The sequence below is a fragment of the Levilactobacillus mulengensis genome (assembly GCF_003946045.1).
Classification (GTDB): Bacteria; Bacillota; Bacilli; order Lactobacillales; family Lactobacillaceae; genus Levilactobacillus; species Levilactobacillus mulengensis.
Genome location: NZ_RHNW01000012.1, coordinates 1 through 26,436, shown reverse-complemented (window position 1 = coordinate 26,436; position 26,436 = coordinate 1). Strand labels below are relative to the sequence as shown.

The window sequence follows — 26,436 nt, the reverse complement described above, 5'->3', positions numbered from 1 at the left end:
AGCCAAGACCACCGACACAGCTGGTCAGTTTGGCCCGCCTCTGGTCACTTACATTGGCCAAAACATTTTTACTAGCTCAAAACTGACTGCTTTTTAGCCAGCTTCAAGTGTCTTATTCATTCATATATCTATTTTTAAGAAAACATATGTTTGCTTTTTAAATTGTACCACACTTGACGCAACATAGACTACAGATTCTATTCTGAGTTTATTATTGCCAAAACAAGGCCTAGTCGAGCAATAACTGAGCGGTTAGTCGGCGCTTTTGCCGGCTTACACCATGGGCCATCTCAGAGATTTGCGCTCTTGCAAAGCTCTGGGATGAGTCTGAAGACCGCCCTTTGGCTTCAGGCGTGCCCCACAGGGTGCTCAAGTTGAGCTGCCGTAGGCGAGAAACCAGTCTCAGTTATTCGCCCCAGTCGTCGCCGGAGTGGTGTGGATCCTGAATCCGCTTAAACAACTTTTCCAAGTCCTGATCCGTGAAGTGAACCAGCACTGGCCGGCCGTGAGGACAGTTGAACGGGTTCTCCGCCGTAGCCAATTTCTTCAACAACGCTCGGGCTTGCTGGTCGTCCAGGTGGTGATTGGCCTTGATAGCGCGCTTACAGCTCATCATGATGGCCGTCTTTTCCCGGAAGGCGGCCACGGAAATCTTGCCGTCCTTTAAGACCCAGTCAATCATTTCTTTAATGGTATCGGTCTCCTGCCCCGCCTTGAACCAGGTCGGGTGCTCGTGCACGATGAAACTATTGGGGCCAAACGACTCGAGGTTAATGCCAACACTGGCTAACGTTTCCAAGTGGTTGGTCAGCTCCAAAACGTCCGTCGTCGGGTAATCCAAGACGATGGGCACCAGTAATTTCTGCTCGTCATCACTGACCTCACCGATTGCTTGGCGGTAGAACTCGTAGTTCACCCGTTCCTGCGCAGCGTGTTGGTCGACTAAATATAAGCCATCATCGGCCTCGGCCAACAGGTACGTGCCGTGGACCTGCCCCAAGTAGCGTAACTGCGGGAAGCGTTGGGCTGGGGGTTCGGGCGCGGTCAAAGAGACTTCGGCGACCGGTTCCGCAACGGGCGGCGTTTTTCCACCCAGAGGAGCGGCGACCCGTTCCGTTTGGTATTTCTCATCAAATTCTTGGACGGCTGGCAGCTGGAAATCCTGCTTGTCATGCACGACCACGGGCTCAACCGGAACCTCTTCTGGTGTGGACAACGGTTGCGGGCCAGCGGCCGGTGTTGAAACTGGTTGGGCCGGTGTGGGAGTTGGTGCCGCACTCTCCGCCGGTTGTGGCGCTGGCTGGGTATGGCGCGCCGACATGTCATACTTGGCCGAGACGTCGTTTAACGCCATGGTCAGCTGATCCGTGGTTGCGGCTTCCCGCTTTTTCGTCGGCATCTCATCGAAGACATCCGGAATCAAATTCTCCCGGGAGAGTCGCTTAAAGACAGTGTCCTGAATCAACTGCGTCAGCTCTGGCTCCTCACTGATGCGGACCTCCTGCTTGGTTGGATGCACGTTCACGTCCACCAGTAAGGGGTCCATTTTAATATCCAACACGGCCAGCGGGTAACGGCCGACCATCAGTTTGGACCCGTACCCGGCAATCAAGGCTTTACTCAGCTGAAAATTGTGAATGTACCGGCCGTTTAACAACAGCGAAATGTACTGCCGACTGGCCCGGGTCAACTCGGGCAGGCTCACGTAACCACTCACCTGAAAGTCCGGGTTCTTACCGTTGATGGCCACCATTTTCCGGGCGCTCTGGACGCCATAAATGCCGGCAATCACCTGTTGCAGGTCGCCCCGCCCGGCTGTCCGAGTGAGTTCACGGCCGTTGTGGACCAGGGAAAACGCCACGTCGGGATAGCTTAGGGCCAGCCGATTGACAATATCCGTGATGCGGGCTAGCTCGGTGGCTGGCGATTTCAAATACTTCAGCCGCGCCGGCACGTTACCAAAGAGGTCCTTGACGGTAATCGTAGTCCCTTTGCGCGCGGCCGCGGCGGTGTGCTCCTTGATGATGCCACCCACGTTGTGAATCAACGTGCCGACGCCACCGGTCGAGGTCGTCAAGGTGACGTCGGCCACGGAAGCGATACTGGGCAGCGCTTCGCCCCGGAACCCCAGGGATTTGATACGAAAGAGGTCCCGCCGGTCGGTAATCTTACTGGTAGCGTGGCGCTTGAAGGCCATCTCGGTATCTTCATCCGCAATGCCATCCCCGTCATCGACCACGGTAATCCGTTGTAGCCCGGCCTCTTCGACCGTGATATCAATCTGTTTACTGTGGGCGTCGACCGCGTTTTCCACCAGTTCCTTGACCACGGATGCGGGCCGTTCAACCACTTCACCCGCGGCAATCTGGTCGGCTAAGACCGACGCTAATTCATGAATTTTGGCCATCAACGACCCTTCCTCTCATTTACACAAATAAAAAATGGTGGTCTATGCCGTTCCCGGCGGCGGGCTCAACTCGCCCTGCTGTGAGGAACGGCTCCAGCCTGAGAAGCGGTCTGGGGCCTCGCCTTGAAACCTCGCTAAAGCCCACGAGTTTCCAAGGTCGTCCCGTGCTCTAGGCTGAGTGAAAAACCTCAGCCAAGACCACCGACACAGCAGGTCAAGTTGGCCCGCCTCTGGTCACTCACATTGGCCACCATTTTTCATTGTCTTACTTTATTCTCACGATAATTTGTTTTTCAGTTAGCGCAGTCCTACTCGCAAACAATTTTAAGTTGTCTCTGCTAAGACTACCACCCAAACGACTCATAGTCCTTTTCAAGCAACTAACTTAACGTCATTCAACCCGTTTACTTCTTCGCCAATTTCTGTTGCCATTGGTAAACCTGGTTCATGATGGCCATTGGGGTCATCCCCATCAGGTTCAGGTCGGAAATCTGGGCGAGTACCTTGGCCTGCGCCGGATTCAGCTCTGGCTCTTCCGTGAACAACGAGAGCTGTTGATCAGTAGCTGGCTCTGTTCGTTCACTTGGCTCTGCTGTTGGTTCACTGGCAACTGGTTCTGGCTTGACTGACTCCGCTGGTTGTTCCTGGACGGGTGCCACCGATTCTGCTGTCGTTGGAGCCGCCTGGGCTGGTGTCTGCGCCGTTTCTGGTGTGGATAGGGGTTGGTCCTCGTCCGACTGCTCCAGGTCCTCTAAGATGACCTCAGCACGGTCTAACAGCTTGGCTGGCATCCCCGCTAATTTGGCCACGTGGATCCCGTAAGACTTGTCTGCGGGGCCCGGTTGCATTTGGTGCAAGAAGACCAGGTCGCCATCGCGTTCGACAGCGCCCACATGGACGTTGCGTAACTGCTTTAAGGACTGGTCTAACGCCGTCAACTCGTGGTAGTGGGTTGAAAACAATGTCTTGGCATGGACCCGGTTGTGAACGTATTCGATAATAGCCTGAGCCAGCGCCATCCCATCATACGTGGCCGTCCCTCGCCCAATTTCATCGAATAAGATCAGGCTGTTGGCGGTGGCCTGACTCAACGCGTGGTTGGCCTCCTGCATTTCCACCATGAAGGTACTTTGCCCAGAAATCAGGTCATCTGCGGCACCGATTCGGGTGAAGATTTGGTCAAAGATGGGCATCTGAGCGGACTCCGCCGGCACGAAACAGCCCATCTGTGCCATGATCACGGTTAGGGCCAGTTGTCGCATGTACGTACTCTTCCCGGACATGTTTGGCCCAGTAATCAGTAAGATGTTGGTCTGTTCATCCATCATGACATCATTAGGGACGTATGATTGACGACCCAAAACCTTTTCGACCACGGGATGTCGGCCCTGTTTAATGGCTAAATTATGCCCTTCAATCAGCGTTGGCTTGATGAAGTGATAGTCCTCACTGACCACGGCAAAGCTTTGGAGCACGTCTAGACTGGCAATGGCGGCGGCTAATTTCTGTAGCCGGGTGATGGCTAGCTTGACCTGTTCGCGCAGATCAACGAATAATTTATATTCCAGCGCCACGGACTTTTCCTCAGCCTCTAAGATCAAGCGTTCCTTGTCTTTCAGCTCGGGCGTGGAGAACCGTTCGGCATTGGCCAGTGTCTGCTTCCGTTCGTACCGGTCAGCGGGGAGCTTGTCCAGGTTGACCTTGGTGACCTCGATGTAGTAACCAAAGACGTGGTTGTAGCCAATCTTTAGGTTATTGATCCCGGTCACTTCACGTTCGTGAGCTTCCATTTCGGCCAGCCAGGTTTTCCCGTTACGCATGGCATCGCGGTACTCGTCCAATTGGGCGTTAAAGCCATCGCGAATCACCCCACCGTCGGAAACGGAGATTGGGGGTTCGGGGACGATGGCTTCACGAATGGCCGCCGCAACATCTTCTACGGGGTCCAACCCGGCCAGCGTATCATCAAAGACCGGTTCGTCCAACTCTTCAATCGTGTGCTGAATTTGGGGCACCTGTTCCAAGGACGTTTGCAGCTGGATCAAGTCCCGCCCGTTCACGCTCCCAAAGGCCACGCGCCCGGCTAAGCGCTCCAGGTCATAGACCTTAACCAATTCTTCCTGTAAATTATTGCGTTCGAAATAATGGTCGAGTAACGCGCCGACCTTGTCCTGCCGTTCTTCAATCTGTTGCCGGTCAATCAGCGGCCGGTCCAGCCATTGCTTCAACAACCGGCCCCCCATCGCCGTCTTGGTTTGGTCCAAGAGCCACAGTAAGGTCCCAGATTTCCTTTTAGTTCGTAAATTCTGGGTAATTTCGAGATTGCTTTGTGAGGAGTGGTCCATCTTCAAAAAGGCGGTTGGCCGGTAAGCCACGGCGCGTTGTAAATGCGCCAGGCTGCGCTTCTGCGTCACCGTCACGTAGGTCACCAGGACACCGACAACTTGTTTGAGCAAATCGGTCTGCAGGTCCTGCTCCACGTAACTGAGCTCGGAACTTGATTGAATCTCGTCTTGATTAGAAATCATCATCCCGAGCTGTTTCATCCGGGCCTTCAGCTCATCGTCAATCGTGGTATCCACGACGACTTCCTTGGTCTGCAGGCTCATTAATTCATTCATGACGGGGTCGTCACCGCTGATTTCCGCGGCCTTCAGTTCCCCGGTCGACAGGTCGGTGTAGGCCAAGCCGTATTGTGACTTGGTGCTCATGGTTAGGGCGGTCAAGTAGTTGTTGCGCTTGGCCCCGGCAGCGCCGGTATCGGTCTGAGTCCCTGGGGTGACCAGTTGAATGACCTCTCGCTTGACCATTCCCTTGGCCAACTTCGGGTCCTCCATTTGTTCACAAACGGCAACCTTGTAGCCCTGATCCACCAAAATATCGATGTAATTTTGCACAGCCTTGTGCGGCACCCCACACATGGGGATCGGGTTCTTGGCACTGTGACTCCGGGTCGTCAACGTTAGCTCCAGCAATTGCGAACCCTTGACGGCGTCTTCATTGAACATTTCATAAAAGTCCCCGAGCCGGTAGAACAAGAACGCATCGGGATACTGGTCTTTAATCTTTTGGTACTGCACCATCATGGGCGTCGTGTTCGTTTTCGTCATGAAAAATGGTTCATCCTTCCGTTATCGTTTAGCTTTGGTACGGGTGTTGTGGGCTGATCAAGATGGGCTTGATGCTAGCCGCATGCCCCGTTTTATCGTTTAAGTCAATGACGGCACCGGAGAGAATCCCGGGACCGACTTCTTGGACCGTGTAGCGGGTTGGCCGTTGGTTTTCAAAGCGTTCAATGACGCTATCGGCCTGCATCCCCAAGACACTGTCGGCGGGACCGGTCATGCCGGCTTCGGTCATGAAGGCCGTGCCGCCACGCAGAACCTGCGCGTCACTGGTCTGCACGTGTGTGTGGGTCCCAACGACTGCGGAAACCTTACCGGCATAACGCATCGCAAAGGCCCGTTTCTCACTGGTCGTTTCCGCATGGAAATCAACGAAGACAAAATCCGTGTCCAGTTCTGGCAGTAACTCTTTCATTTTCGCAAAGGGATCGTCCATGGGGTTCATGAAGACCCGGCCTTGCATGTTGACGACGGCCAACACTTGTTGGTTCACTTTGACCTTCGTCCAGCCTTGTCCCGGTGTGTCACCAGGGAAGTTAGCGGGCCGAACTAGCCGGTTGGCGCCACCGATGAAATCATACAGTTCAGCGTTGTCCCAGGTATGGTTTCCCATCGTGACCACGTCGGCGCCATCTTTTAAGAGTTGCTTGTAAATACTTTGACTGATACCGCGACCAACGGGAGTTGAATTTTCCCCGTTGACGATGGTGACCTGGGGCTTTAAGTCCCGCTTTAATTGGGGGAGGTACTCATGAATCATATCCACACCAATGTTTCCAACAACGTCACCAACAAATAAAATACGCATCTTCGTTCCCCTATCTAGACCGTTTTGGCCCGCCTGGCTCTTGTGACCAGTTCTCGTAAATAACCTCTATTTTACCATGGTTTTTCTAATCCTGCGTGAGTTAAATCTGAGCTAGACAGACACCTTACCGGGTGGCCAAAATGAGCTGGAACACTGGGGGCAGGACCGGTCGAAGCCAAAGAGCGGTCTTCGCCCTCGCTTTGAGCCACCCAAAACGTGTCTCAAAGTCGCTATTTCACCAGCCAAACCCGCTGCTGAAATCCCCCAGCTGAGCTCATTTTGGCCACCCTCACGGCTCACACTAGCTCTGAATTTACTGCCAGTCTAACAAAGTTTAAAAAGCATCTCAAAGATACCAATTATCTAAACGGCCAGTCGTTAAGAAAATTCCCACGGCTGAACCCATTTTCACCAGTCCTGCGGTTAACGGCCGCTTAGCCCTTCTGTTTTCAATTTTTTGGTTCTTATCACAACACATCCGCAAGGTAGCTAGTCAATCCAACTGCTTTCTACAGAGACGTAAAAAAGCTAGGACCAAATGGCCTAGCTTCTCTGACTTATTTCGCATATTCAACTGACCGGACTTCCCGGATGACGGAAACTTTGACGTGGCCTGGATAATCCAGGTCGCCTTCAATTTGTTTCTTGATGTCGCGTGCCAAGACAACGGCATCCGTGTCGGAAATCTTCTCGGGCCGCACAATGACTCGAACCTCTCGTCCCGCCTGAATGGCAAAGCTGTGATCGACGCCGTCAAATGAATTGGCGACAGTTTCCAGCTTGTCCAACCGGTGGATGTAACTTTCCAGAGAATCTGAGCGTGCGCCTGGCCGGGTGGCTGAAATAACATCAGCGGTCCCAACCAGTTCCGCAATAACGGATTGCGGTGCCGTTTGATCTGCTTGAGCTGCGATAGCGTTAACCACAACGGAACTTTCACGGTACTTCTTTGCGAGTTCCGTGCCCGTCGTGATGTACGAGCTATCATCTTCATGCTCTGCAGCGCGGCCAATATCATGTAATAATCCTGCACGTTTTGCTAACGTAACATCCTCACCTAATTCAGCAGCCAACACCCCAGTGATCTTGGCAACTTCGATTGAATGGGCCAACGCGTTTTGCCCATGAGAAATTCGGAAATTCAAGCGACCAACCAGTTTGACCATTTCGGGATGCATGGAATGAATCCCCAAGTCAAAGGTTGCTTGTTCGCCAAGCTCCCGGACATGTTCGTCCAGTTCTTTTTTCGCCTTGGCTACCATTTCTTCGATCCGTGCCGGGTGAATCCGCCCGTCTTGGATTAACTTCTCGAGAGCAATCTTCGCAACTTCTCGCCGCAAGGGGTCAAAGCCACTCAAAACGACGGCTTCTGGCGTATCATCAATGATCAGGTCAATCCCGGTCAAAGTTTCTAACGTCCGAATATTCCGTCCTTCACGACCGATAATCCGGCCCTTCATGTCGTCGTTAGGTAACGTCACCACCGTAATGGTGGTTTCGGTTACCATATCGGCAGCACTCCGTTGGATGGCGTCGACAATCAGGTCTTTAGCATTGGCCTGAGCTGTCTTGCGCGCCGTTTCTTCGCTTTCTTTAATCATCTTTGCCCGTTCGCCTGCCAAAGCCTTTTTGGCCTCGGAAATAATCAGGTCCCGTGCATCATCCTGGGATAAAGCAGCTACGTCTTCAACCGCAGCTTGGCGTTTTTCAATCAGTGAGTCTGCTTGCTGTTGCTTCTTAGCTAAATTCTGCTCTTCAGCACTTAGCTTCTTGTCCCGACGATTCAAGGAGTTTTCGCGTTTTTCCAGAGAGTTGTCTTTCCGGTCTAACGTTTCTTCCCGTTGAATCAAGCGATCTTCTTGCTTCTGAACTTCGGCACGACGTTCTTTCAGCTCGGTTTCGACCTCTGCGCGGTACTTATGACTGTCTTCCTTGGCCTCTAATAAAGATTCCTTCGTGGCAGTCTCAGCTTGCTTCTTAGCTTCAGCCAGTACACCTTCAGCAGTGTACTTAGCCGCATCTAGCTTTCGCTCGTGGACAGATTTACGAAAATAATACCCGCCCACAACACCAACAACGATAGCGATGATTGCGAGGATTATAATTGGAACACTCATGATTCCACCTCCGCATCATCAAAATGACTAATTTAAAATCAGACTTTTTAAGATGTTGATTTAATAACTGACGCAACTTCAATTTTAATGGTTGCCATGAACGCTGTCAACTAAACTCACCGGAAACTGGTGGGTCCGAGCGGATTTATTCGTTTCGACCTGCCAACGACCGTTCCCAGAAAAATTGTAGGCGGCATCCTCAGATGAATTCACGGGTGAGCATCAGCCAGTTGCCAGCTCGTTTTCGGTCACCCTGCCAAATAAAAAAACGCCAGTCACCTCACAGGATGACTAGCGTTTCGTTTTATTTACCAGGCTTGTTCTTGTCTGGAATTAATTCACTTTGTTCTGGCTTGCCTTTGTCCTTAGAAGCATCGGCTTTGGCATCCTTCTTGTCGGTTGGCTTGCTGTCTTTACCAGTAGCCTTCTTACCGTCATCGGCATCGTCACCTTCGCCAACACCATAAGCTGCCCGAACACGTTGGTTAACTTCAGCCATCATGTCTGGATGGTCAGCCAAGTACGCCTTAGCATTCTCACGACCCTGACCAATTCGGTCTTCACCGTAGGAGTACCAGGACCCACTCTTATCAACAATGTCCTTTTCAACAGCCATGTCGAGCAATTCACCGGTTTGAGAAATCCCCTTGCCGTACATGATGTCGACTTCAGCCCGCTTGAATGGCGGCGCAACCTTGTTCTTAACGACCTTGATCCGGGTCCGGTTACCGATAACATCGGTGCCGTCCTTGATCTGTTCAGCCCGGCGAACTTCCAACCGGACCGTGGCGTAGAACTTCAGCGCACGGCCACCAGGTGTAACTTCAGGGTTACCAAACATAACCCCAACTTTTTCACGAATTTGGTTAATGAAGAGTGCAATCGTCTTCGTCTTGTTAATCGTCCCGGATAATTTCCGCAGCGCTTGAGACATCAGACGGGCTTGCAGACCCACATGGGCGTCACCCATTTCCCCTTCGATTTCCGCACGGGGAACCAAAGCGGCAACGGAATCGACAACCACGATGTCCACGGCCCCACTGGAAATCAAGGCATCTGCAATTTGCAGGCCTTGTTCACCAGTATCAGGTTGTGACAAAAGTAATTGGTCGATGTTAACCCCTAAAGCAGTTGCGTAAGCCGGATCCAGAGCGTTTTCTGCATCAATATAAGCTGCAGTCCCGCCCCGCTTTTGAACTTCCGCCACGGCGTGTAAGGCCACGGTCGTTTTACCTGATGATTCTGGACCGTAAATTTCAACGATTCGTCCACGTGGGTAACCACCAACACCCAAGGCCACATCAAGGGCCAACGAGCCAGATGGAACGGTTTCAATGTCCAGGTTACTGTTGTCACCTAGCCGCATGATCGAACCTTTACCGAAATCTTTTTCAATTTTCTTCAGCGCTTTATCCAACGCCGCTTGTCGTTCGTCAGCCATCCAAATCCTCCTTTGTTGCATCAATATTCATGTATCACTATACGGGTTTTGTTCGCAAAATGCAAGTAAAAATAGAACAAAAGTTCCCCTTTTATTTTGACCCATGTAAGACACGGCGGAGCCAATCCAAACCAGTCATCACCGACCGCTCACGAATGGCGGCCCGGGTGCCCGTCAAATGAACCAGACGGGCCCGGGGCTCGTGTCCCCGCTGAGCTAACCCCAGCCAAACGGTCCCAGCCGGGTGACCTTCCAGGGCATCCGGCCCCGCTACGCCGGTAAAGCTCAGAGAGAAGTCTGTATCCAATAACGCCCGGGAACGCTCCGCCATCTGCTGAGCCGTGGCTGCACTAACGACCCCATCCTCAGCAATGATGGCTTGCGGAATCCCCAACAGGTCATGCTTAGCTGAATTGGCATAGGTCACGAAGCCACCCGGAAAGATGGCCGAAACCCCGGGGACATCCCCCAATGTACTCTGGAACTTCCCCGCCGTTAAGCTTTCAGCGCCCGTAATCGTCAGGTGGCGGTCAATCATTTCGTTGACCACGACCGCTGCCAGGCTATTGTCATCCCCATAGCCATAGAGATAATCGCCCACGCGGTCCTTAATAGTCGCCGTCATGTCATCCAACAGCTGATTACCAGCAGCCTCATCCTTCGCCTGGGCCGTCAACCGCAACGTGACCTCATTTACTTTGGCATAAGGTGCAATCGTCGGATTCGTTTGTCCATCAATCAGGTCACTCAGCAGGGTCACCAACTGCCCTTCGCCGATGCCAAAGAACCGCAAGACCCGTGATACCAAGTATTCGTCCCGATGATAGGTGGCCTTCAGCAGGGGAACCGCCTGTTCAGCAAACATGGGCTCCGCTTCACTGGGTGGTCCGGGCAATAGCATGATGTCAGCCGCGTTAGGATCCTGATAAAAGGCCCCGACAGCCATTCCAGTCCGGTTCTTGAGTGGTTGGCTCCCTTCAGGGTAAAGTGCCTGTAAGCGATTGTTAGGGGTCATAGGCCGCTCTGCCGTGGCGAAGTGCTTACGAATCTTAACCATCGCTTCAGAATCTTCAATTAGTTTCACACCTAACAAGTGGGCAACGGTCTGTTTCGTCAAATCATCCTTGGTCGGTCCAAGTCCCCCACTGATGATCACCAAGTCACTCCGCGAACGGGCCTGATTCACCACTGCTGTCAGCCGGTCAGCGTTATCGCCAACCAATGAATGGTAATAAACTTCGATACCGGCCTCAGCCAACTCACGGGCAATAAAGGCCGAATTCGTATCGACGATTTGTCCCAATAGAATTTCGGTTCCGACGGCAATGATTTCTGCTTGCATGCTGACCCCTCCTGGATGACTTAAAGTTAACTTCGTAATGAAACGCGATTTATTTTATTTTTTTCAAATTTATTTTTAAATATCAAGCAAAACGCCCACAATACAACGTTCAGCCGTTTCTTCAACCACATCAAAGAAACGGCACCTGTACTAAAATCCTACCACAATCACGCCATAACTGGTTAATATTGCCTCAGAAATCGTGAGAAATCCAAACAAAAATGGCGACCACCAGTCATTAACAACTGGGAATCGCCATCCGAATTATTTTTAAATTTTTGATCAGTAACTAACGCCTACACCCAATCGTCAAAATTGTGCTAGTGCCGCCTAAAAATCAGACTCACGATTACTGGCTAAACCTGTCTTAGCCGCAGGGCTGGTGAAAATGGGCACACCGGTGGATGTTAGTGACCAGAGGCGGATCAAAGTGACCAGCTGTGTCGATGGTCTAAGCTGAGGTTTCTCACTCAGCTTAGACCATGGGACAACCTTTGAGACCGCCCCCCAGGCTCAAAGTTGAGGTGGAAGCCCGCCCCTGCGGCTGGAACCGGCCCCACAGCAGGGCACTTTGAATCCGCCGCCGGGAACGGAAACGACCAGGCCCAGTTTTCACCAGCCCGGAGGCGCCATCAAAGACTAGTTTAACCCAGTTATTCTGCGGAGGATTCGGCGAAGACTTGGCGGTTCTGGACAAAGTAGTCGATCCCAGAGTAAATCGTGAAGAACAAGCAGATATAGAAGAAAATCAGCGCCATTGGCACATTGATACTCCCAAACCCAATGTTGTTCAACAGCAACAGGATAATCCCGACCATTTGCGTCGTCGTTTTGATTTTACCAGGCCAAGCCGCAGCGAGGACCTTGCCCCCGGTCTCCACGACAATCAACCGTAACCCGGTCACAGCCAGTTCCCGACAGACGATGATGGCGACACCCCAGGCAGGGACGGCGTTCATCGACACCAGCAGAATGAAGGCCGTCATGACGATCATTTTGTCAGCCAGTGGGTCGGCAAACTTACCAAAGTTCGTGACTAAATGGTTGCGCCGCGCAATTTGACCATCCAAAAAGTCGGTGATAGACGCCACAGCAAAGACGATAGCCCCCAAGACTTGGGTGACCGGAATGGCCGTTCCCAACCAGGTCACCTGGCCCCAGTCTAATGGCAACACTAATAACAATAAGAAGACCGGGATTAAGATGATCCGGACAATGGTTAAGCGATTTGGTAGATTCACGAAAGGTTCCTCCTTAAATTTTCCAACTAAAAAAGGCGCGCCGGTCGCCACGGACCGACCCGCCTTGAGTCTTACTTAAATTCCAACGTGACAGTTTGTACTTGAGAAGACGTCGTCGTGCTTGAGCTAGACGTGGTCGTCGTTCCCGAAGTGCTGCTTGAACTAGAAGCACTGCTGGTACTGGTATCGGAGGTGAAGTCAAACTTCTTCCCGTCAACCTTCACAGACGTTGCTGGAGCGTTTCCGAATTTCAGGGTCACGCTAGTTGCGGAACTTGGAATAGTCAGTGAGTGTGACGTCGAGGCTGACAAGGTTCCTTGCCAAACGGTCGACCCACTAACGGTCACGGACATCCAAGCACTGCCAGTTGCGGACAAGCTCATCTTTGGCTTCGAGGAAGCGTTCGTCATTTCCCAAGTTGAGCCTGAGGTCGTTGAGCTGACCTTCTTAAAGCTTGGCGTCTTGGTCTTCTTTGAGGAAGACTTCTTGGATGACGAGGACTTCTTACTGCTACTGCTCTTGGTCTTGTTTGAACTGCTACCAGAAACACTGACAGAACTGCTGTCCACGTTGTCCTTGGTGGTATTGTTGCCGTTGTGTGAAGCGGCGACCCAAATTCCCACGAGGATCACGAGGACGACGATGACAATCCCAATCACGGGAATCGTCCGGCGTAATTTGACATAACGTTCATCGACTTGCCGTTGTTGCGAACGGGTCTCCGGATTGTTTTCGTTGACCTTATCCACGTATTCTTGCGTCTGCGTACTTGGCAAGGCGCTGTCGAACTGCTTTAACAATTCCGCGCCATCCAAGTCGACCATATCGGCGTACTGCTTGATAAATGCCCGCACGTAAAAGTCCCCAGGCAACTCATCAAAGTTTTGATCTTCGATGGCAATCAGATAACGCTTTTGAATTTTCGTCGTCTGTTGCAGGTCATCCAGGGTGTACCCCTTCGCAATCCGCGCGTCACGCAGCGTTTTTCCCAATGTAATTTTGCTGTTATCACTCATGTTTTAATTCTCCACCTGTTCAAAATTTCTCTATAAGCAGTATAGCATAGGCGCCACCGCATTTTCAGCCACAACTCCCAGAATTCAGGATTTAACGGATTCTTAACCTCCGTTAGGGCAAAATCGTGTAGACGGTTTGCCGGCTGGCGTCTGAAAATTGGGCCCAGGCTGCCTGCACATCGGCGAACGTCATGGCCTCCAACACGGCCAGCTCATCGAAGAGCGTGGTCCCGCCAAATAGCGGCCCGTCGTACTGATTGGCAATGGCTTCAACCGAGTTGATAGCCCCAATCGTCCGACCAATCGCCTCACGTTTAACCAGGTCAAATTGCTCCCGGGCAGCCAGTAGTTGTGCGGGTCCATCATTTAAAATCGCAGTTAGTTCACTGACGAAAGATTCTGGCTGATCAGTATCACCCGCCAGTTGACCAAAGTGGGCCCCGCGTTGGACTTGGAAGTCATAGCCAAAACTATCATCGATCACGTTGGCATCGTACAGCCGCAGGTAATTATCGCTACTGTCGTTAAACAGCAAGTCCATCGCTAACGAAATGGCATCGCTGTAGGCCAATCCCGCCTTGCCCGCTGGCACCTGATCGTACCCGCGCAGGCCAATGCTGACCTTGGGCCGGTTGACCGTTAAGTGCCGCGTCGTGGTTGGCACGATTTCCGTGGCTGGCGTTTGCGCAGACGGAATCCGTTGAATCGGTTCAACCGGCGCAAACGTTTTGCCCGCTTGATTAGCCGTAATCCAACTTAACGTTTCTTCCGGATCCAGCTGGCCCACCACGACCAAGCTCATATTACTTGGGTGATAGAACGTGTTGTAGGCGGCATACAGGTCGTCCGCAGTAATCTTATCGATGGATGCAACGGTCCCAGCAATGTCGATGTGCAAGGGTTCGCGAGGGTACAGCTGGCCAATCATGCCAAAGTAGCTCTGCCAACCCGGGTCATCATCGTACATCTGAATTTCCTGGCCGATAATCCCCTTTTCCTTGTTGACCGTCTGGGCCGTAAAGTAAGGGTCCTGCACGAAGTCGAGGAGGATATCCAGGTTTTCGTGCAGATGGCTGGTCGTCGCAAATAAATAACTGGTCTGCGTGAAGCTAGTAAAGGCGTTGGCACTTGCCCCGTACTGACCAAATAGGTCAAAGGCGTCGTGGTCCTTTTTCTCAAACAGTTTGTGTTCCAGGAAATGGGCAATCCCATCCGGAAAACGAACGGGTTCTTTTTGTCCGCGGGGCACAAATTCATTGTCCGTGGACCCGTAGTCCGTGGTCATCACGGCAAAGGTCTTGTGGAAGCCGACTTTAGGGACCAGAATGACCTTTAAGCCGTTGGTCAACGTGGTTTGATAGACGTTTTCGCCCAACCGGTCGTACGCTTGTTTATTCAGCATCCTGATCACCTCCATGCAGGCAGTAAGTGGCTTGCAGCGTGACTTGTTGCGCCACACGCTGTACGTCGGCCACCGTCACCGCCGCTAATTTTTCTTGCCAGGTTTTTAAGGGTTCCGTCAAATGGGTCAATTCACTGTTCAACAACCCGACTAATTTCCGTTGGGGACTGTCCAGTCCAGCCAAGCGGGCATTGAGCAGGCTGGCCTTCACTTCGGCCAACAGAGATTCACTGAGCTCACCGCGCTGAACGGCGGCCAGTTGTTCGCCAATGATGGCAATCACGCGGTCCTGGTTCTGGGCCTGAATACCGCTTTGCACGCCCATGGTCCCGGTAAAGGGATTGTACGAGCTGCTGGCGTAGTAGGCCAAGCTGGCCTTTTCGCGAACGTTCGTGAACAACAGTGACAACGGTGTGCCCCCGAAGGCCGCGTTAAAGACAACGGCGGCCATGAAGTCCGCATCGTCCCGGTAAATCGGCAACTGGTAGGCCAGGTTCAATTTGGCTTGAACGACCGGTGCCAGGTCATCCCCGGACTGGACCTCATCGCGTTTGTCCCACCGGTAGTACGGTGAGTCATCGGTGATTGTTCGGTCAGTCAGGGGCCAGGTTGCCAAAGCTGCCTGCACCCGTTCTGTCGTCACGTCACCGACGACGGCCACGTGAATGGCATCGTTGGCTAACATATCATGGTAGGTGCCCAGGATGTCGGCGGAACTGAGCTCACCCAGCGTGGTCGTGTCACCCAAGGCACTCATAGCCTGGGCGGGTTGACCGGTGAACAACAATTCTTGTAAACGCCGGTTGGCCAGGTATTGTTTATCATCATCTAAGGATTTAATCGCCGTTAATAAGTTCTGGCGTTGTTGCGTAAACGTGTTCGGATCAAACTGACCATTGGGCAACAGCGGTTCAAACAGGACGGCCTTCAAGAGTGCCATCCCCTGTTCAAAGAGTGGGGTTTGGTCCGCAAATTGGTTCAGGTACTGTTCGTCGACCACGGAACAGGTCAACCGAATCACGTGCTTCGTCCCCAATTTAACGACACTGATGCCGAAGCTGGCCCCATACATCTGGGACAGCTTGCGGGCCAAGGCCGTCTGCGTGGGATAAGCGGCCGTACTGGTCTCTAGAACCTGAGCCAACAAGGCTCGCGCGGTAATCGCCGTGGCCGTCAGTGGCGCAACAAAGTCCACCTTGATGCCAATTGTTTTAAATTGTTTTGTGGGTAACAGGTCGAGCGTTACCCCGTCTCGTATGCGAAAATGCACGCGCAATTGCCTCCTCTAAATATCTGGTTGGTGGGTTAAGGCCAGCGCCTTACCGGATGGGTAAAATAGGCCGGGACGCTGTGGGCGGACGCCCGAAGCCATAGTACGGTCTTCGGGCTTACTTTGCGTCTCTGGGGTGCGAGTCTCAAAGATACCAGTTTGCTAAGCGGTAAACCGCTAAGCAAACTCCCACGGCTGAGCCTATTTTACCCATCCTCACGGCTGACACTGGCTTAACCCACCAACCGCTTATTTATTATTTCTTGAATATACCAACTCAAAGTTTTAGTTAAGCTTGAAATCATCTCGCACTGGTTACTTTTCCACAATGACTCTTTCAGCTATTTTGCTAGTAACCCTAACTAAAACCAAGCGTATCGGTGTTTAATTTTAAGGGAAGCCCGGCATAAATACAAGCAACCGCACGCAAATATGAATTAATTTGTAAAACTCTTTCCCCGGGTGTCTCCCTTTATCGGCCGTCCTCACAATTTTTATAAAAAAATAGTCGTTCCCAAATTTTCTGGGACGACTACCTAAAAGTTCATTCAGCCGGTGAACTGAAAGCCCACGACTTTTTACTTATTATCAGGTAAGAGTGGCGTATCGACGTTTTCGCCGAACCATTTCTTGTTGATCTGACGTAACGTGCCATTCGCAGCTAACCGTTTCAAACCGGCATTAATCTTCTTGCGCATGGTCACATCCCCTTTACGTGTCCCCACGGCAAATTTTTCCTTAGGGAAACTGCCGACCGTGACGCGGTAATCCTCGGGGTGCGCCTGGTGTTTGATGTAGTAATTGGCGTAGGTACTGTCAATCAGTAGCCCCTGAATTCGGCCGACGTTGAGGTCGATGAAGGCGTTGGTAAACGAGTCGTACGTGACGGCTTCGTGATTCTTGATGCGGTTCTTCAACAGCTTCGGGTGCGCATCAATATCGTTGGCCCCGGAAGACCCGGTTTGCGCGCCCAAGACCTTGCCCGTCATATCCCGATACGAGGTAATGTGGTTCTTCTTCAACGTGACCAGCACTTGGTCGTTGTTCAGGTAGGTATCTGAGAAGGCCACTTGCTTGGCCCGTTGCGGCGTGATGGAAAAGCCGTTCCAAATCAAATCAATCGTCCCGTTGTGCAGCTCGGTCACATTCATGCTCCAGTCGATCGATTGAAAATCAACCTTGATACCGTAGAGTTTAAACACGGCTCGGGCTAAATCAATATCGTAGCCGACTAACTTCCCACTCTTTTGGCGGAAGCCCATGGGCACGAAACTATCATCGAGACCCACGACCACCCGCTTTTTCTTCTGAACGGTCGACCAGGTGTCATCGGTATTGGCGCGTTGGGTAACATTGTTGCATCCGGCTAACAGCGTGCCGAACCCGGCCACCACGGCTAGAAGAACCCAGAAACGATATATTCTTTTCATTTCGCGGCCTCCTTAGTTCTTCGGTTCCACGCGGAGCATTTGATCCGCAATTGCTTCAGCAAAGGGAATATCATGGGTCACAACAATTTGCGTGATGCCCTCGTCCCGTAATTTAACGATAATCTGTTGCACTTCTCGGCGTAAGTCAGGGTCCAGTGCGGACGTGGGTTCGTCGTAGCACAACAATTTGGGATGCATGGCTAAGGCCCGCACGATGGCGACCCGTTGCTTCTGGCCCCCGGATAATTCGTAAGGGAAAAGGTCCGCCTTGTCGCCCAAATCCAGTTGCTTCAGGAGGCGCTCGGCTTCTTCATTGGCGTCCTTAGCGGATTGCTTCAGTACCATCGTCGGTGCCAGCGTCACGTTTTGCCGGACGGTTAAATTGGGAAAGAGTTGATAATCCTGGAAGACGACGCCAATCACGGCATCGTTGTCCCGGTTAGAGGCAGGATCAAACGCCTTGCCGTCTAAGAGAAATTGGCCACTGTCGACCGAGGCTAACCCACTGATGCACCGCAGTAACGTTGTCTTCCCGGCACCAGATGGCCCCACGATGGTTAAAATCTTGCCATCCGTCACGGTCAAATTAATATTGTCCAAGATGGTCTTGCCACCAAATTTTTTCGTAATTCCTTTAAGCTCTAACATATGTTGACCATCCTTTCCTTAACGCCAGAAACTGTAGTGCTTTTCCATCCGCTTCAAGACCACCGTGCAAACGGCCGTCAGCAGGAGGTAAATCACCCCGACTAGTAACATGGGAACCAGTGTGACATCACGCGCCATGGCCACGTTGCCGGCCCGTAACAGGTCGCCCAACCCGATCACGTAAACCAAGGACGAATCCTTAACCAGGTTAATGACTTCGTTCCCAATGGAAGGTAAGACGATTTTGACCACTTGCGGAATCACAATCTTTCGTAACGTCTGCCACTTGGTCAGCCGCAACACCCGGGCACTTTCGTATTGCCCTTCTGGAATGGCTTGCAGGCCGCCCCGGAAGATCTCAGCGAAGTAAGCCGTGTAGTTCAGGATAAAAGCGAACAAGGCGGCGTCATACCGTTGGAACACCACGCCGATGATGGGTAACCCATAAAAAACAAAAATTAATTGCAGTAACAAAGGGGTGCCCCGCATCAACCAGACGTAGATGTTGATCAGCCAGGTCAACGGTTTAAACTTCGTGGTCATGCCTAGGCCGACCAGAATTCCCAGCGGAATCGCAATAATAATCGTCCAAAAGAATATCGATAACGTCATTCCGGTCCCGGAAATTAACGATGGTAAAATCTGACTTACATAGTGCATAACAATTCTCCTCCTTTAAACGACAAAAAGCCCTCTCGAGAAATAACCTTCTCAAGAGGGCGTCTCAACGCTGTGCCACCTCATGTTCTCGACGGGCTCACGCCACGCCGACTCAACGAGTTGCCGGCAAGCGCTGAGAGATTTGGCGGGAAATAAAAAACGCCCTCCTAGGTCCTAAGACCTAAGAGGACGATCACATCGTGGTTCCACCTCTGTTTGTTTCCGTATCACTACGAAAACCTCAGCGAGTTGCTAGCAACTCCAGCGATAACGGGCTAACCCGGACCTTCTTACTCATTTCAGAAAGCCAACTCACAGATGTGGTTCGAATCGTTAAGTCCGCCCGTTTCCATCATCGGGGCTTTCTGGAGAACCTTAACCGTTCTACTCTTCCGTTCAACGTTTTTCATTCATTGACAGTATACTACGTTTTTTTCACGGCGCTGTCAAGACCAGTTGGCACAAAAATTATTTTCAATTGATCAGTTTCATCGACCCAAATAAATTTTGCATAACTCCCCTAACAACAACTCTGTAATAACAATATGCATCACGTAGTTGTTCCACGTGGCTAGACACCACTGTGTAAGCCGTGAGGGTAACGAAAATGGCTTCAGCCGTGGGAGTTGGCTTTCAGCTTAAAAGCTGAAAGCCAACTGGCGACTTTGAAACGCGGTTTAGGCGGTTCAAAGCGAGCCTGAAGACCGCTCTTTGGCTTCGGGCGTCCTGCCCACCGCGTTCCGAGCCATTTTCGTTACCCGGTAAGGCGCGGCAGAGGTGCCTAGCCGCGGTGGAACCAGCTGCTGACTTTGTGCCAGAAGCCCGTATCCTCTTGTTCTTCAATCTTCATCAACGGCACCGTTTCGCCCTCTAAACGCCGAGCAACGTTGCGGTAACCCTGACCAGCGGGATTGTCCGTTTGCATAACCACGGGTTCCCCTTGATTGGAGGTCGTGATAACAGCATCATCATCGAAGATAATACCGAGCAATTCGATGCCGAGGTGATGGGTGATCTCATCGATATCCATCATGGAACCGTCCTGCATCATGTTCCGGCGAATCCGGTTGATCAACAGCCGTGGAGCTTCAGTCAAGGGGTGTTGTTCCAACAAACCAACGACCCGATCGGCATCCCGAACGGCAGAAATTTCTGGCGTCGTTACCACGATAGCGGCATCGGCACCGGAAACAGCGTTGATAAAGCCTTGTTCGATACCGGCTGGGCAATCGATCAAGACGTAATCGTATTCGGGCTTTAACTCGTCAACGATTTCCTTAACTTGTTCTGGCTGTAAGGCCGTTTTATCTGTGTTTTGGGCAGCTGGCAACAAGTAGAGCTTGTCATCAAACCGCTTATCCTTAACCAAAGCTTGTGGTAATTTGGCGCGGCCCTCAGCTACATCCACGATATCGTAGATGATACGGTTATCGAGGCCTAACACAACGTCTAGGTTCCGCAGCCCAATGTCCAAGTCCATCAGGCAGACCCGCTTGCCCATTAAGGCTAACGCGGTCCCGATGTTGGCACTGGTCGTGGTTTTCCCAACGCCACCCTTACCGGAGGTGATCACAATTGCTTTTCCCATTTCTAAATTCCTCCAATCTGGTTATACAACTTCGGATTAATCTTCTTCAATTGCCCGAGCTTTCCGTACGACAAGACGTGAAGGTCATTGACGTAGGCAATCGTTTGCCGTGAGTCGGTCAATTCATCTGACTCAACAATATCAAACTGCTCAGCAATCCGGACCTGTTGCGCGGTCTGAAGATTTCCCATAATCAGCTTAGATTCGTCATCGGGATACCCCGCCTGAAGAATTCCAGCGACATCCCCCATGGAAAAGATGTTGCCCGTTGTCCGGAGCTTACCACCCTCGTGAATCGTCCCCAAGAACAGGACGTCCCCTTTCATGGCGACCTCCTGCCCGTTACGAATCACTTTACTTAACAGGTGAACGTTCTCCCGCTCACGCAATTGGATTGCATCGGCAATCGTCATGACGTTCGCAGCAATCTTGTGGATTTCAAAGCGCGGATACTGGGCCACCATCTGTTCGATGCGACTCTTCTCATCCGCCGTCAAAATCCGGTCCTCAGTCAGGACGTCCAAAGAAACCTTGGAACTTTCCAAAGCTTGAGGATCCACCTTGAGATTTTCTAACAATGTTTTTAAGTCAACCAAGATTTGGTCCAGACTCGCTGATTGCTTGAGGACCAAATCATAGCCGTTTTGCGTTCCGCGTAGTACGGCAGCCTGCATAGCGTTCGTTCCCTTCACCTATTTTAACCAATTATACACCCAACGAATGGGGAAATATAAAATGACAAACATGGCTAGATTAAAAGCCAATGTTGGTCCCAGCGTGTTCACTAGAAACGCGCTCCCAGCGGCATCATTGAGGTGAACGGCGCGACTCGCCAAGTACCCCAATCCTTCAACCACAGCAATATCGATGAAATAAATCAGTAACCCACTTAAAAAGTTAGGACTGATCCACGCCACCAACTGCCGGGTCACATAGATCACTAACGGGAAGATGAAGACGTAAACCCCAAAAATTCCCGTATAGTACAGATCGAAGACTGCGCCGGCGACCGCTGCCCAACGTGCGAGTGGCATATCAAAAGCCCCATCGGCTTCAAAGATGACCCCGCAAACTAACCAAAGTACAACTAAGTGGCTGACCATGGTCGTTGGGTAACGAAACATTTGAACACTAAAGACTTGGCTCACTGCCCCGTCTAGAAATAAAGCCAAGAACAGGAAGACAGGAAAGCCAAAACGTAATTTCGATAAGCGATACACGATTGGTTCCCCCTTACTGCTTGGTTACGGCAACGGTCACGATGTTCAGGTCGCTTAAGTCCGTTGCTGGCGTAATGTACAGCTTGGTAGACAGACCGTAGTCATCCCCACTGGCCTTCGCAACCGTCCCAACATACAGGCCCTTAGGCGTCACGCCACCCAGACCACTCGTGACGACCTTGTCGCCCTTGGTGATCTTGGCTTTGGTGGTGATGTTGTTCATGGTTACCTGACCCGTATTGGCATTGTAGCCGCTCAGGACACCGTTGACCGTCTTGCCGGACTTCGTGCTAATCTGCACAGCGAACCGGTTAGCCGTGTCATTGTTGTCCGTAATCAGTTCAACTTTCGAGTTGGTCTTGTTGACCTCGGCCACTCGACCAATTAAACCGGAACCGGACATCACGGGCATATTTTTCTCGACACCCGCCGAAGCGCCCTTGTTGATCACGACTTGGTTCTGCCAGGATGACGGCGTCCGGGTAATGACAGAAGCCGTCACGGCCGTATAATCCGTTAATGAATTATTTAAACTAATTTCTTTTTTCAGTTGTTTATTTTCTTTAGCCAAAGTCTGATCACGCACCTTGGTTTGGGCGAGTTCACTGACCTGCTTCTTTAACTGTTGGTTTTCTTGATACGTATTCAGTAGCTCGGAAATGGAGCTCACGGAGCCGCTCAACCCGTTCGTTGGAATCGCAACGACGCGGTCGACTAAGCCGACAATATCGTTACCAAACTGTTGAACCAGGGGTGGCGTTGCTTTCTTGTTACGAACTGCCACGGACACCGTCATCAAAGCAAAGCTAACAATCACGCAGACAATGATAATGACGAGTCGCCGATTGAGAGAAAATTTCTGCATGTTTGACCTCCATCTTGTGGGTCGGGTTTATTTAACCCGTACCGTCACAATAAAGAAGCGGGAAGCTGCCTTCCCGCTAGTCCCTATTTTTTCTTCATGACATCGATACTCTTTAATGATTCACCAGTACCAGCGGCCACACAATCTAAGGGGTCGTTTGCAATGGAAACCGGCACCTTGGTTGCGTCGGCGATGACTTCAGAAAGGTTCTTCAGTAAGGCACCCCCACCAGTCAACACGATACCGTGATCAATCACATCGGCAGCGATTTCTGGTGACGTTTCTTCCAAGGTTTCCTTGATAGCCGTAATGACGTCTTGAACGGGTTCTTGGATGGCTTTAGCCACATCAACAGCGGAAACTTCCACTGCCTTAGGCAAACCAGTCACTAAATCACGGCCCCGAATCGTGGCACCGTCAATCTTGCTGGCTTCATCTACGGAAGCGGAACCAATGTCCATCTTCAGCTTTTCAGCCGTCCGTTCACCAATCAGCAGGTTGAAGTTACTCCGAACGTAAGTCGCAATGGCATCGTCCAACTTGTCACCGGCAACCCGGATTGAGCGGCTGGAAACGATCCCACCTAAGGAAATGGTGGCAACGTCAGTGGTCCCACCACCCATGTCAACGACCATGCTACCGGTTGGGTCCATAACGGGCAAACCGGCACCAATGGCTGCAGCAAATGGTTCTTCGATTACGTAGGCATCGCGCGCACCGGCAACCCGGGTGGCGTCGATCACTGCCCGCTTTTCAACTTCAGTCACACCACTTGGCACACAAACCATGACATATGGCTTACCACTAGACTTACCAACCGTCTTTTCGATGAAGTATTTCATCATGGCAACAGTTGTATCGTAGTCGGCAATCACACCGTCTTTCATGGGCCGAATGGCAACAATACTAGCCGGCGTCCGACCAATCATTGCGCGTGCGTCTTCACCAACGGACACAATTTCCCCAGACTTTGTGTTCTTGGCGACAACGGAAGGTTCGCGTAGAACGATACCCTTACCGTCAACGTAGACAATTGTATTGGCGGTACCAAGATCGATCCCAATATTTTTCGTTCCTAATCCGAACACTGTGTTTCATCCCTTCATTGTCAACAAAACTTTAATTGATTTTTATTTTTATACATTGATAGACGTATTATAACATACCTATCAGCGTGAGAACACGTCGTCAATGTCAAGAATACCGAACTTTTAACGAGAAAGAAATAGCTAAAAGTGATTTTAAACAGTTTTTAAGGGTTGGCGCCACTTTGCCAGCATTTCTTGACAACACCTCAACTGCGAGCCGCCGCCGTCTCGAGTGGTAAATGCCCCGTTTCTCGCAGGCTAAAGTAGCTGTGCACGCCAATCACAAAGCCATCCAGGAGCGGAATCCCCATGAGTTGGCCACATTCAGCCAAGCGCATCATGAAGGCCAAATCGTTGTGCGAGGGCTCCGGCAGGCCACTGGGATGGTTATGAGCCACCACAATGGCCGCGGCGCCATTGAGAATCGCCACCCGGAAGATTTCCCGGGGATGGGCCGGACAGCTGTCTAGTGTCCCCTGAAAGACCGTCTGGCGGGCAATAATCTGGTGTTTGGCATCCAAAGCCAAGACCTCCAGCTGTTCCTGTGGTAAATAACGCAGGTCATCCATCAGGCTCTGGCCCAACTGGCTACTGGCCAGGACCTCCCCTAAAATGGGTCGTGGTGCCCGCTGGACCCACCGTCCCAATTCGATGGCCGTTAACAGACTTCGCCGCTGTGGCCGATCTCCCACATAGGCCCGACACTGCCGGTGACTGGCGTAGCGGACATCCGCAATGCTGTGAAAATAGCGAAAGAACCGGTCACATTCCGTGGCGGCCGGTAAGCCGAGACTCTTTAACACTTGGTTCAGTAACTGACGTTCATTACGCGTCGATAATTTTGGTCGTTGCATGCGTTTCACCCCTCTACGGGTTAACTCCGTAAAAGAAGGCGAATTATTCGTCAGTTCCCTTAAAATATTGCCGAACTTCGGAAATAAAGTATAACGATCCCGTTAATAAGACTAAATCATCGGCTGAAATGGTGCCCAGTACCGTCTTCAACGCGGTCGGCCAATCTGGGGCCATGGTGACGCGCTTGGAGGTCACCGCATCCTCTAAGGCCTGAGGTGTCGCAGCAGTCCGTTTCCCGGGTCCTTGGAACTGGGTCACAACGATGTGCACGTTGCGGACCTTGAGTAGCGTCTGAACCATCTGGTCGTACTGCTTGTCGGCTAAGACCGCCAGAATAATGTAAACGTCATGCTGCTTAAAGTGTTGCCGCAGCAGCTGGGTCATTTCGACCATGGCCGGCTCGTTGTGGGCGCCATCAATCGCAATCAACGGTTCGGTGTTCAGCCGTTCAAACCGGCCGGGCCATGCCGTGTGGGCCAGTCCTTGCCGAATCTCAGCAATATTGACGCGTTGTTTCTTGACCAAATGATACGTGATGAAGGCCGTCAAAGCCGTTGCCGCGTTGTCAATTTGATAGGGGCCTAACAAATCAATTTGTAAATGACGCCAACGTCGGTCACCCCAGGCATAGGCAAAACGTTCACCCCACTCGTCCTCCGGTTGATTCTTCACCTTGTAATCTCGGTCCAGCGCACAAACTTGCGTGTGGTTGGCCGCGGCCGTATCGTCCATGACCGCTAAGGCGTCCGGCGTCAATCGGCCCACGACCACGGGAACGTCGGGCTTAATGATGCCCGCCTTTTGTGCCGCAATCTTGGGAATCGTGTCGCCCAAAATTTTCATGTGATCCATGCCAATCGTGGTGATCACCGAAACAACTGGCGTGATGATGTTGGTCGAGTCATACAAGCCACCCAGACCGACCTCAACCACAACGATGTCCACCGGATGACTGGCGAAGTAGCTAAACATCAGGGCCGTATCGATTTCAAATTCAGTGGGTCCCTCGGCCCCCAGTTCGGCGTCCAATTGCGCCACCACCGGTTCGATGCGCTGGACGTCGGCCAACAGGTCAGCATCGCTAATGGGCTCGCCGTCGACACTGATGCGCTCATTGAAGCGCGTGATGAATGGTGAGGTAAAGGTCCCGACCGTGTTGCCCTCCGCCATGAATAGGTCCCGCAAAAAGGCCACGGTAGACCCCTTACCATTGGTGCCGGCCACGTGAATCATGGTCAACTGGTCCTGCGGGTTCCCCAGTAACGCCATGAACTCGCGCATCCGGTCCAACGTGGGCTTCTTTTTGAAGCGGTCGCGACCGTGAATAAATTGTAGTGCTTCGGCGTACGTTTCAATCAAGTTAAAAACCTCCCGAATAGTAGTCATTGCCTCCCAGTGTAGCAGATTTCCCCCGGGTGTGAACGGATAAATTGTCTTGGGTTTCGCCTTACCGGGTGGCAAAAATGGACCGTGACGCTGTGGGCGGACGCCCGAAGCCAAAGAGCGGTCTTCGGACTTGCTTTGAGCCTCCAAGTTCGAGTCTCAAAGACACCAATTCTCTAAACGACTACGCCGTTAAGAGAATTCCCACGGCTGAGTCCATTTTTGCCACCCTCACGGCTTACACAGCAATTTATCCATTCCCTGGTTTCACTTCCCCTTTCAGCGCTAAAATTCATCCTTCAAGCGACGAAATACACGTCGAATATCTGTCACCCAAAATATGGTTCATCATTTTTAATCAACATCCTCGCTCATCTGCCGGCAAAACCATCTAACCAAAACACCAGATAACACGGTAAGTTAGTTCACCGTACTTAATCAATTTCACAGAAACTAAAGGTTGAAAGTTAAATTGTACAGTAAAGGCCCGGCATGCCGGGCCTTTACTGTACAAAAATAGACATGGATTA

20 protein-coding genes and 1 other annotated feature are annotated in these 26,436 nt (G+C 51.7%); all 20 genes read right to left on the bottom strand.

Going from position 1 to position 26,436, the window contains the following annotated elements; all coding sequences use genetic code 11:
- Window positions 1-406: 406 nt before the first annotated feature.
- The 20 genes from mutL to EKM84_RS10530 all read right to left on the bottom strand — a co-directional run bounded on the left by mutL (window position 407) and on the right by EKM84_RS10530 (window position 25,882).
- Window positions 407-2,407: a DNA mismatch repair endonuclease MutL gene (mutL, locus tag EKM84_RS10625; RefSeq protein ID WP_125765744.1), complete on the bottom strand. Its 2,001-nt coding sequence runs from the start codon at window positions 2,405-2,407 to the stop codon at window positions 407-409.
- 404 nt (window positions 2,408-2,811) lie between these two features.
- Window positions 2,812-5,517: a DNA mismatch repair protein MutS gene (gene mutS / locus EKM84_RS10620; protein ID WP_125765743.1), complete on the bottom strand. Its 2,706-nt coding sequence runs from the start codon at window positions 5,515-5,517 to the stop codon at window positions 2,812-2,814.
- Between the two features lie 28 nt (window positions 5,518-5,545).
- Window positions 5,546-6,340, bottom strand: a complete 795-nt coding sequence (locus tag EKM84_RS10615) for a TIGR00282 family metallophosphoesterase (RefSeq protein WP_125765742.1) — start codon at window positions 6,338-6,340, stop codon at window positions 5,546-5,548.
- A 557-nt stretch (window positions 6,341-6,897) separates the two neighbouring features.
- Window positions 6,898-8,457, bottom strand: a complete 1,560-nt coding sequence (rny, locus tag EKM84_RS10610; RefSeq protein ID WP_125765741.1) for a ribonuclease Y — start codon at window positions 8,455-8,457, stop codon at window positions 6,898-6,900.
- A 304-nt stretch (window positions 8,458-8,761) separates the two neighbouring features.
- On the bottom strand, window positions 8,762-9,898 hold the full coding sequence (recA, locus tag EKM84_RS10605; protein WP_125765740.1) for a recombinase RecA: 1,137 nt from the start codon (window positions 9,896-9,898) through the stop codon (window positions 8,762-8,764).
- A gap of 91 nt (window positions 9,899-9,989) precedes the next feature.
- Entirely contained in the window at window positions 9,990-11,240 is a 1,251-nt protein-coding gene (locus EKM84_RS10600; protein ID WP_125765739.1) for a competence/damage-inducible protein A, read from the bottom strand.
- 653 nt (window positions 11,241-11,893) lie between these two features.
- Window positions 11,894-12,481: a CDP-diacylglycerol--glycerol-3-phosphate 3-phosphatidyltransferase gene (pgsA, locus tag EKM84_RS10595; protein ID WP_125765738.1), complete on the bottom strand. Its 588-nt coding sequence runs from the start codon at window positions 12,479-12,481 to the stop codon at window positions 11,894-11,896.
- 71 nt (window positions 12,482-12,552) lie between these two features.
- On the bottom strand, window positions 12,553-13,497 hold the full coding sequence (locus EKM84_RS10590) for a helix-turn-helix domain-containing protein (protein WP_125765737.1): 945 nt from the start codon (window positions 13,495-13,497) through the stop codon (window positions 12,553-12,555).
- A 112-nt stretch (window positions 13,498-13,609) separates the two neighbouring features.
- On the bottom strand, window positions 13,610-14,896 hold the full coding sequence (gene yfmH / locus EKM84_RS10585) for an EF-P 5-aminopentanol modification-associated protein YfmH (protein ID WP_404819574.1): 1,287 nt from the start codon (window positions 14,894-14,896) through the stop codon (window positions 13,610-13,612).
- Window positions 14,889-16,169, bottom strand: a complete 1,281-nt coding sequence (yfmF, locus tag EKM84_RS10580) for an EF-P 5-aminopentanol modification-associated protein YfmF (RefSeq protein WP_125765735.1) — start codon at window positions 16,167-16,169, stop codon at window positions 14,889-14,891. The genes yfmH and yfmF overlap by 8 nt, the downstream gene beginning before the upstream one ends.
- Before the next feature lie 578 nt (window positions 16,170-16,747).
- On the bottom strand, window positions 16,748-17,599 hold the full coding sequence (locus tag EKM84_RS10575) for an amino acid ABC transporter substrate-binding protein (RefSeq protein WP_125765734.1): 852 nt from the start codon (window positions 17,597-17,599) through the stop codon (window positions 16,748-16,750).
- A gap of 12 nt (window positions 17,600-17,611) precedes the next feature.
- Window positions 17,612-18,247, bottom strand: coding sequence for an amino acid ABC transporter ATP-binding protein (locus EKM84_RS10570; protein ID WP_125765733.1), 636 nt, complete (start codon window positions 18,245-18,247; stop codon window positions 17,612-17,614).
- A gap of 18 nt (window positions 18,248-18,265) precedes the next feature.
- A complete protein-coding gene (locus tag EKM84_RS10565; RefSeq protein WP_125765732.1) occupies window positions 18,266-18,907 on the bottom strand; it encodes an amino acid ABC transporter permease in 642 nt (213 codons plus the stop codon).
- Window positions 18,908-19,089: 182 nt separating this feature from the next.
- Window positions 19,090-19,316 (bottom strand) — a binding site (T-box leader).
- 372 nt (window positions 19,317-19,688) lie between these two features.
- Window positions 19,689-20,495 (bottom strand): septum site-determining protein MinD, encoded by an 807-nt coding sequence (gene minD / locus EKM84_RS10560; protein WP_125765731.1) that lies wholly within the window; start codon window positions 20,493-20,495, stop codon window positions 19,689-19,691.
- A gap of 2 nt (window positions 20,496-20,497) precedes the next feature.
- Complete coding sequence (locus tag EKM84_RS10555; protein ID WP_125765781.1) at window positions 20,498-21,169, bottom strand: septum site-determining protein MinC; 672 nt, start codon at window positions 21,167-21,169, stop codon at window positions 20,498-20,500.
- 18 nt (window positions 21,170-21,187) lie between these two features.
- Entirely contained in the window at window positions 21,188-21,715 is a 528-nt protein-coding gene (mreD, locus tag EKM84_RS10550; protein WP_125765730.1) for a rod shape-determining protein MreD, read from the bottom strand.
- A gap of 13 nt (window positions 21,716-21,728) precedes the next feature.
- Entirely contained in the window at window positions 21,729-22,580 is an 852-nt protein-coding gene (gene mreC, locus EKM84_RS10545) for a rod shape-determining protein MreC (RefSeq protein ID WP_125765729.1), read from the bottom strand.
- Window positions 22,581-22,663: 83 nt separating this feature from the next.
- A complete protein-coding gene (locus EKM84_RS10540; protein WP_125765728.1) occupies window positions 22,664-23,668 on the bottom strand; it encodes a rod shape-determining protein in 1,005 nt (334 codons plus the stop codon).
- Between the two features lie 206 nt (window positions 23,669-23,874).
- Window positions 23,875-24,522, bottom strand: a complete 648-nt coding sequence (locus tag EKM84_RS10535; protein WP_125765727.1) for a JAB domain-containing protein — start codon at window positions 24,520-24,522, stop codon at window positions 23,875-23,877.
- A gap of 43 nt (window positions 24,523-24,565) precedes the next feature.
- Entirely contained in the window at window positions 24,566-25,882 is a 1,317-nt protein-coding gene (locus EKM84_RS10530) for a bifunctional folylpolyglutamate synthase/dihydrofolate synthase (protein WP_125765726.1), read from the bottom strand.
- Window positions 25,883-26,436 lie beyond the last annotated feature (554 nt).

Bases quoted from the DNA above. Each gene is read 5' to 3' on its own strand.
- EKM84_RS10565 (WP_125765732.1), bottom strand. From the start codon at position 18,907: ATGCACTATGTAAGTCAGATTTTACCATCGTTAATTTCCGGGACCGGA.
- EKM84_RS10555 (WP_125765781.1), bottom strand. From the start codon at position 21,169: ATGCAGGCTGCCGTACTACGCGGAACGCAAAACGGCTATGATTTGGTC.
- mreC (WP_125765729.1), bottom strand. From the start codon at position 22,580: ATGCAGAAATTTTCTCTCAATCGGCGACTCGTCATTATCATTGTCTGC.
- mutL (WP_125765744.1), bottom strand. From the start codon at position 2,407: ATGGCCAAAATTCATGAATTAGCGTCGGTCTTAGCCGACCAGATTGCC.
- EKM84_RS10535 (WP_125765727.1), bottom strand. From the start codon at position 24,522: ATGCAACGACCAAAATTATCGACGCGTAATGAACGTCAGTTACTGAAC.
- minD (WP_125765731.1), bottom strand. From the start codon at position 20,495: ATGGGAAAAGCAATTGTGATCACCTCCGGTAAGGGTGGCGTTGGGAAA.
- EKM84_RS10570 (WP_125765733.1), bottom strand. From the start codon at position 18,247: ATGTTAGAGCTTAAAGGAATTACGAAAAAATTTGGTGGCAAGACCATC.
- EKM84_RS10615 (WP_125765742.1), bottom strand. From the start codon at position 6,340: ATGCGTATTTTATTTGTTGGTGACGTTGTTGGAAACATTGGTGTGGAT.
- EKM84_RS10590 (WP_125765737.1), bottom strand. From the start codon at position 13,497: ATGAGTGATAACAGCAAAATTACATTGGGAAAAACGCTGCGTGACGCG.
- EKM84_RS10600 (WP_125765739.1), bottom strand. From the start codon at position 11,240: ATGCAAGCAGAAATCATTGCCGTCGGAACCGAAATTCTATTGGGACAA.
- rny (WP_125765741.1), bottom strand. From the start codon at position 8,457: ATGAGTGTTCCAATTATAATCCTCGCAATCATCGCTATCGTTGTTGGT.
- EKM84_RS10575 (WP_125765734.1), bottom strand. From the start codon at position 17,599: ATGAAAAGAATATATCGTTTCTGGGTTCTTCTAGCCGTGGTGGCCGGG.
- recA (WP_125765740.1), bottom strand. From the start codon at position 9,898: ATGGCTGACGAACGACAAGCGGCGTTGGATAAAGCGCTGAAGAAAATT.
- mutS (WP_125765743.1), bottom strand. From the start codon at position 5,517: ATGACGAAAACGAACACGACGCCCATGATGGTGCAGTACCAAAAGATT.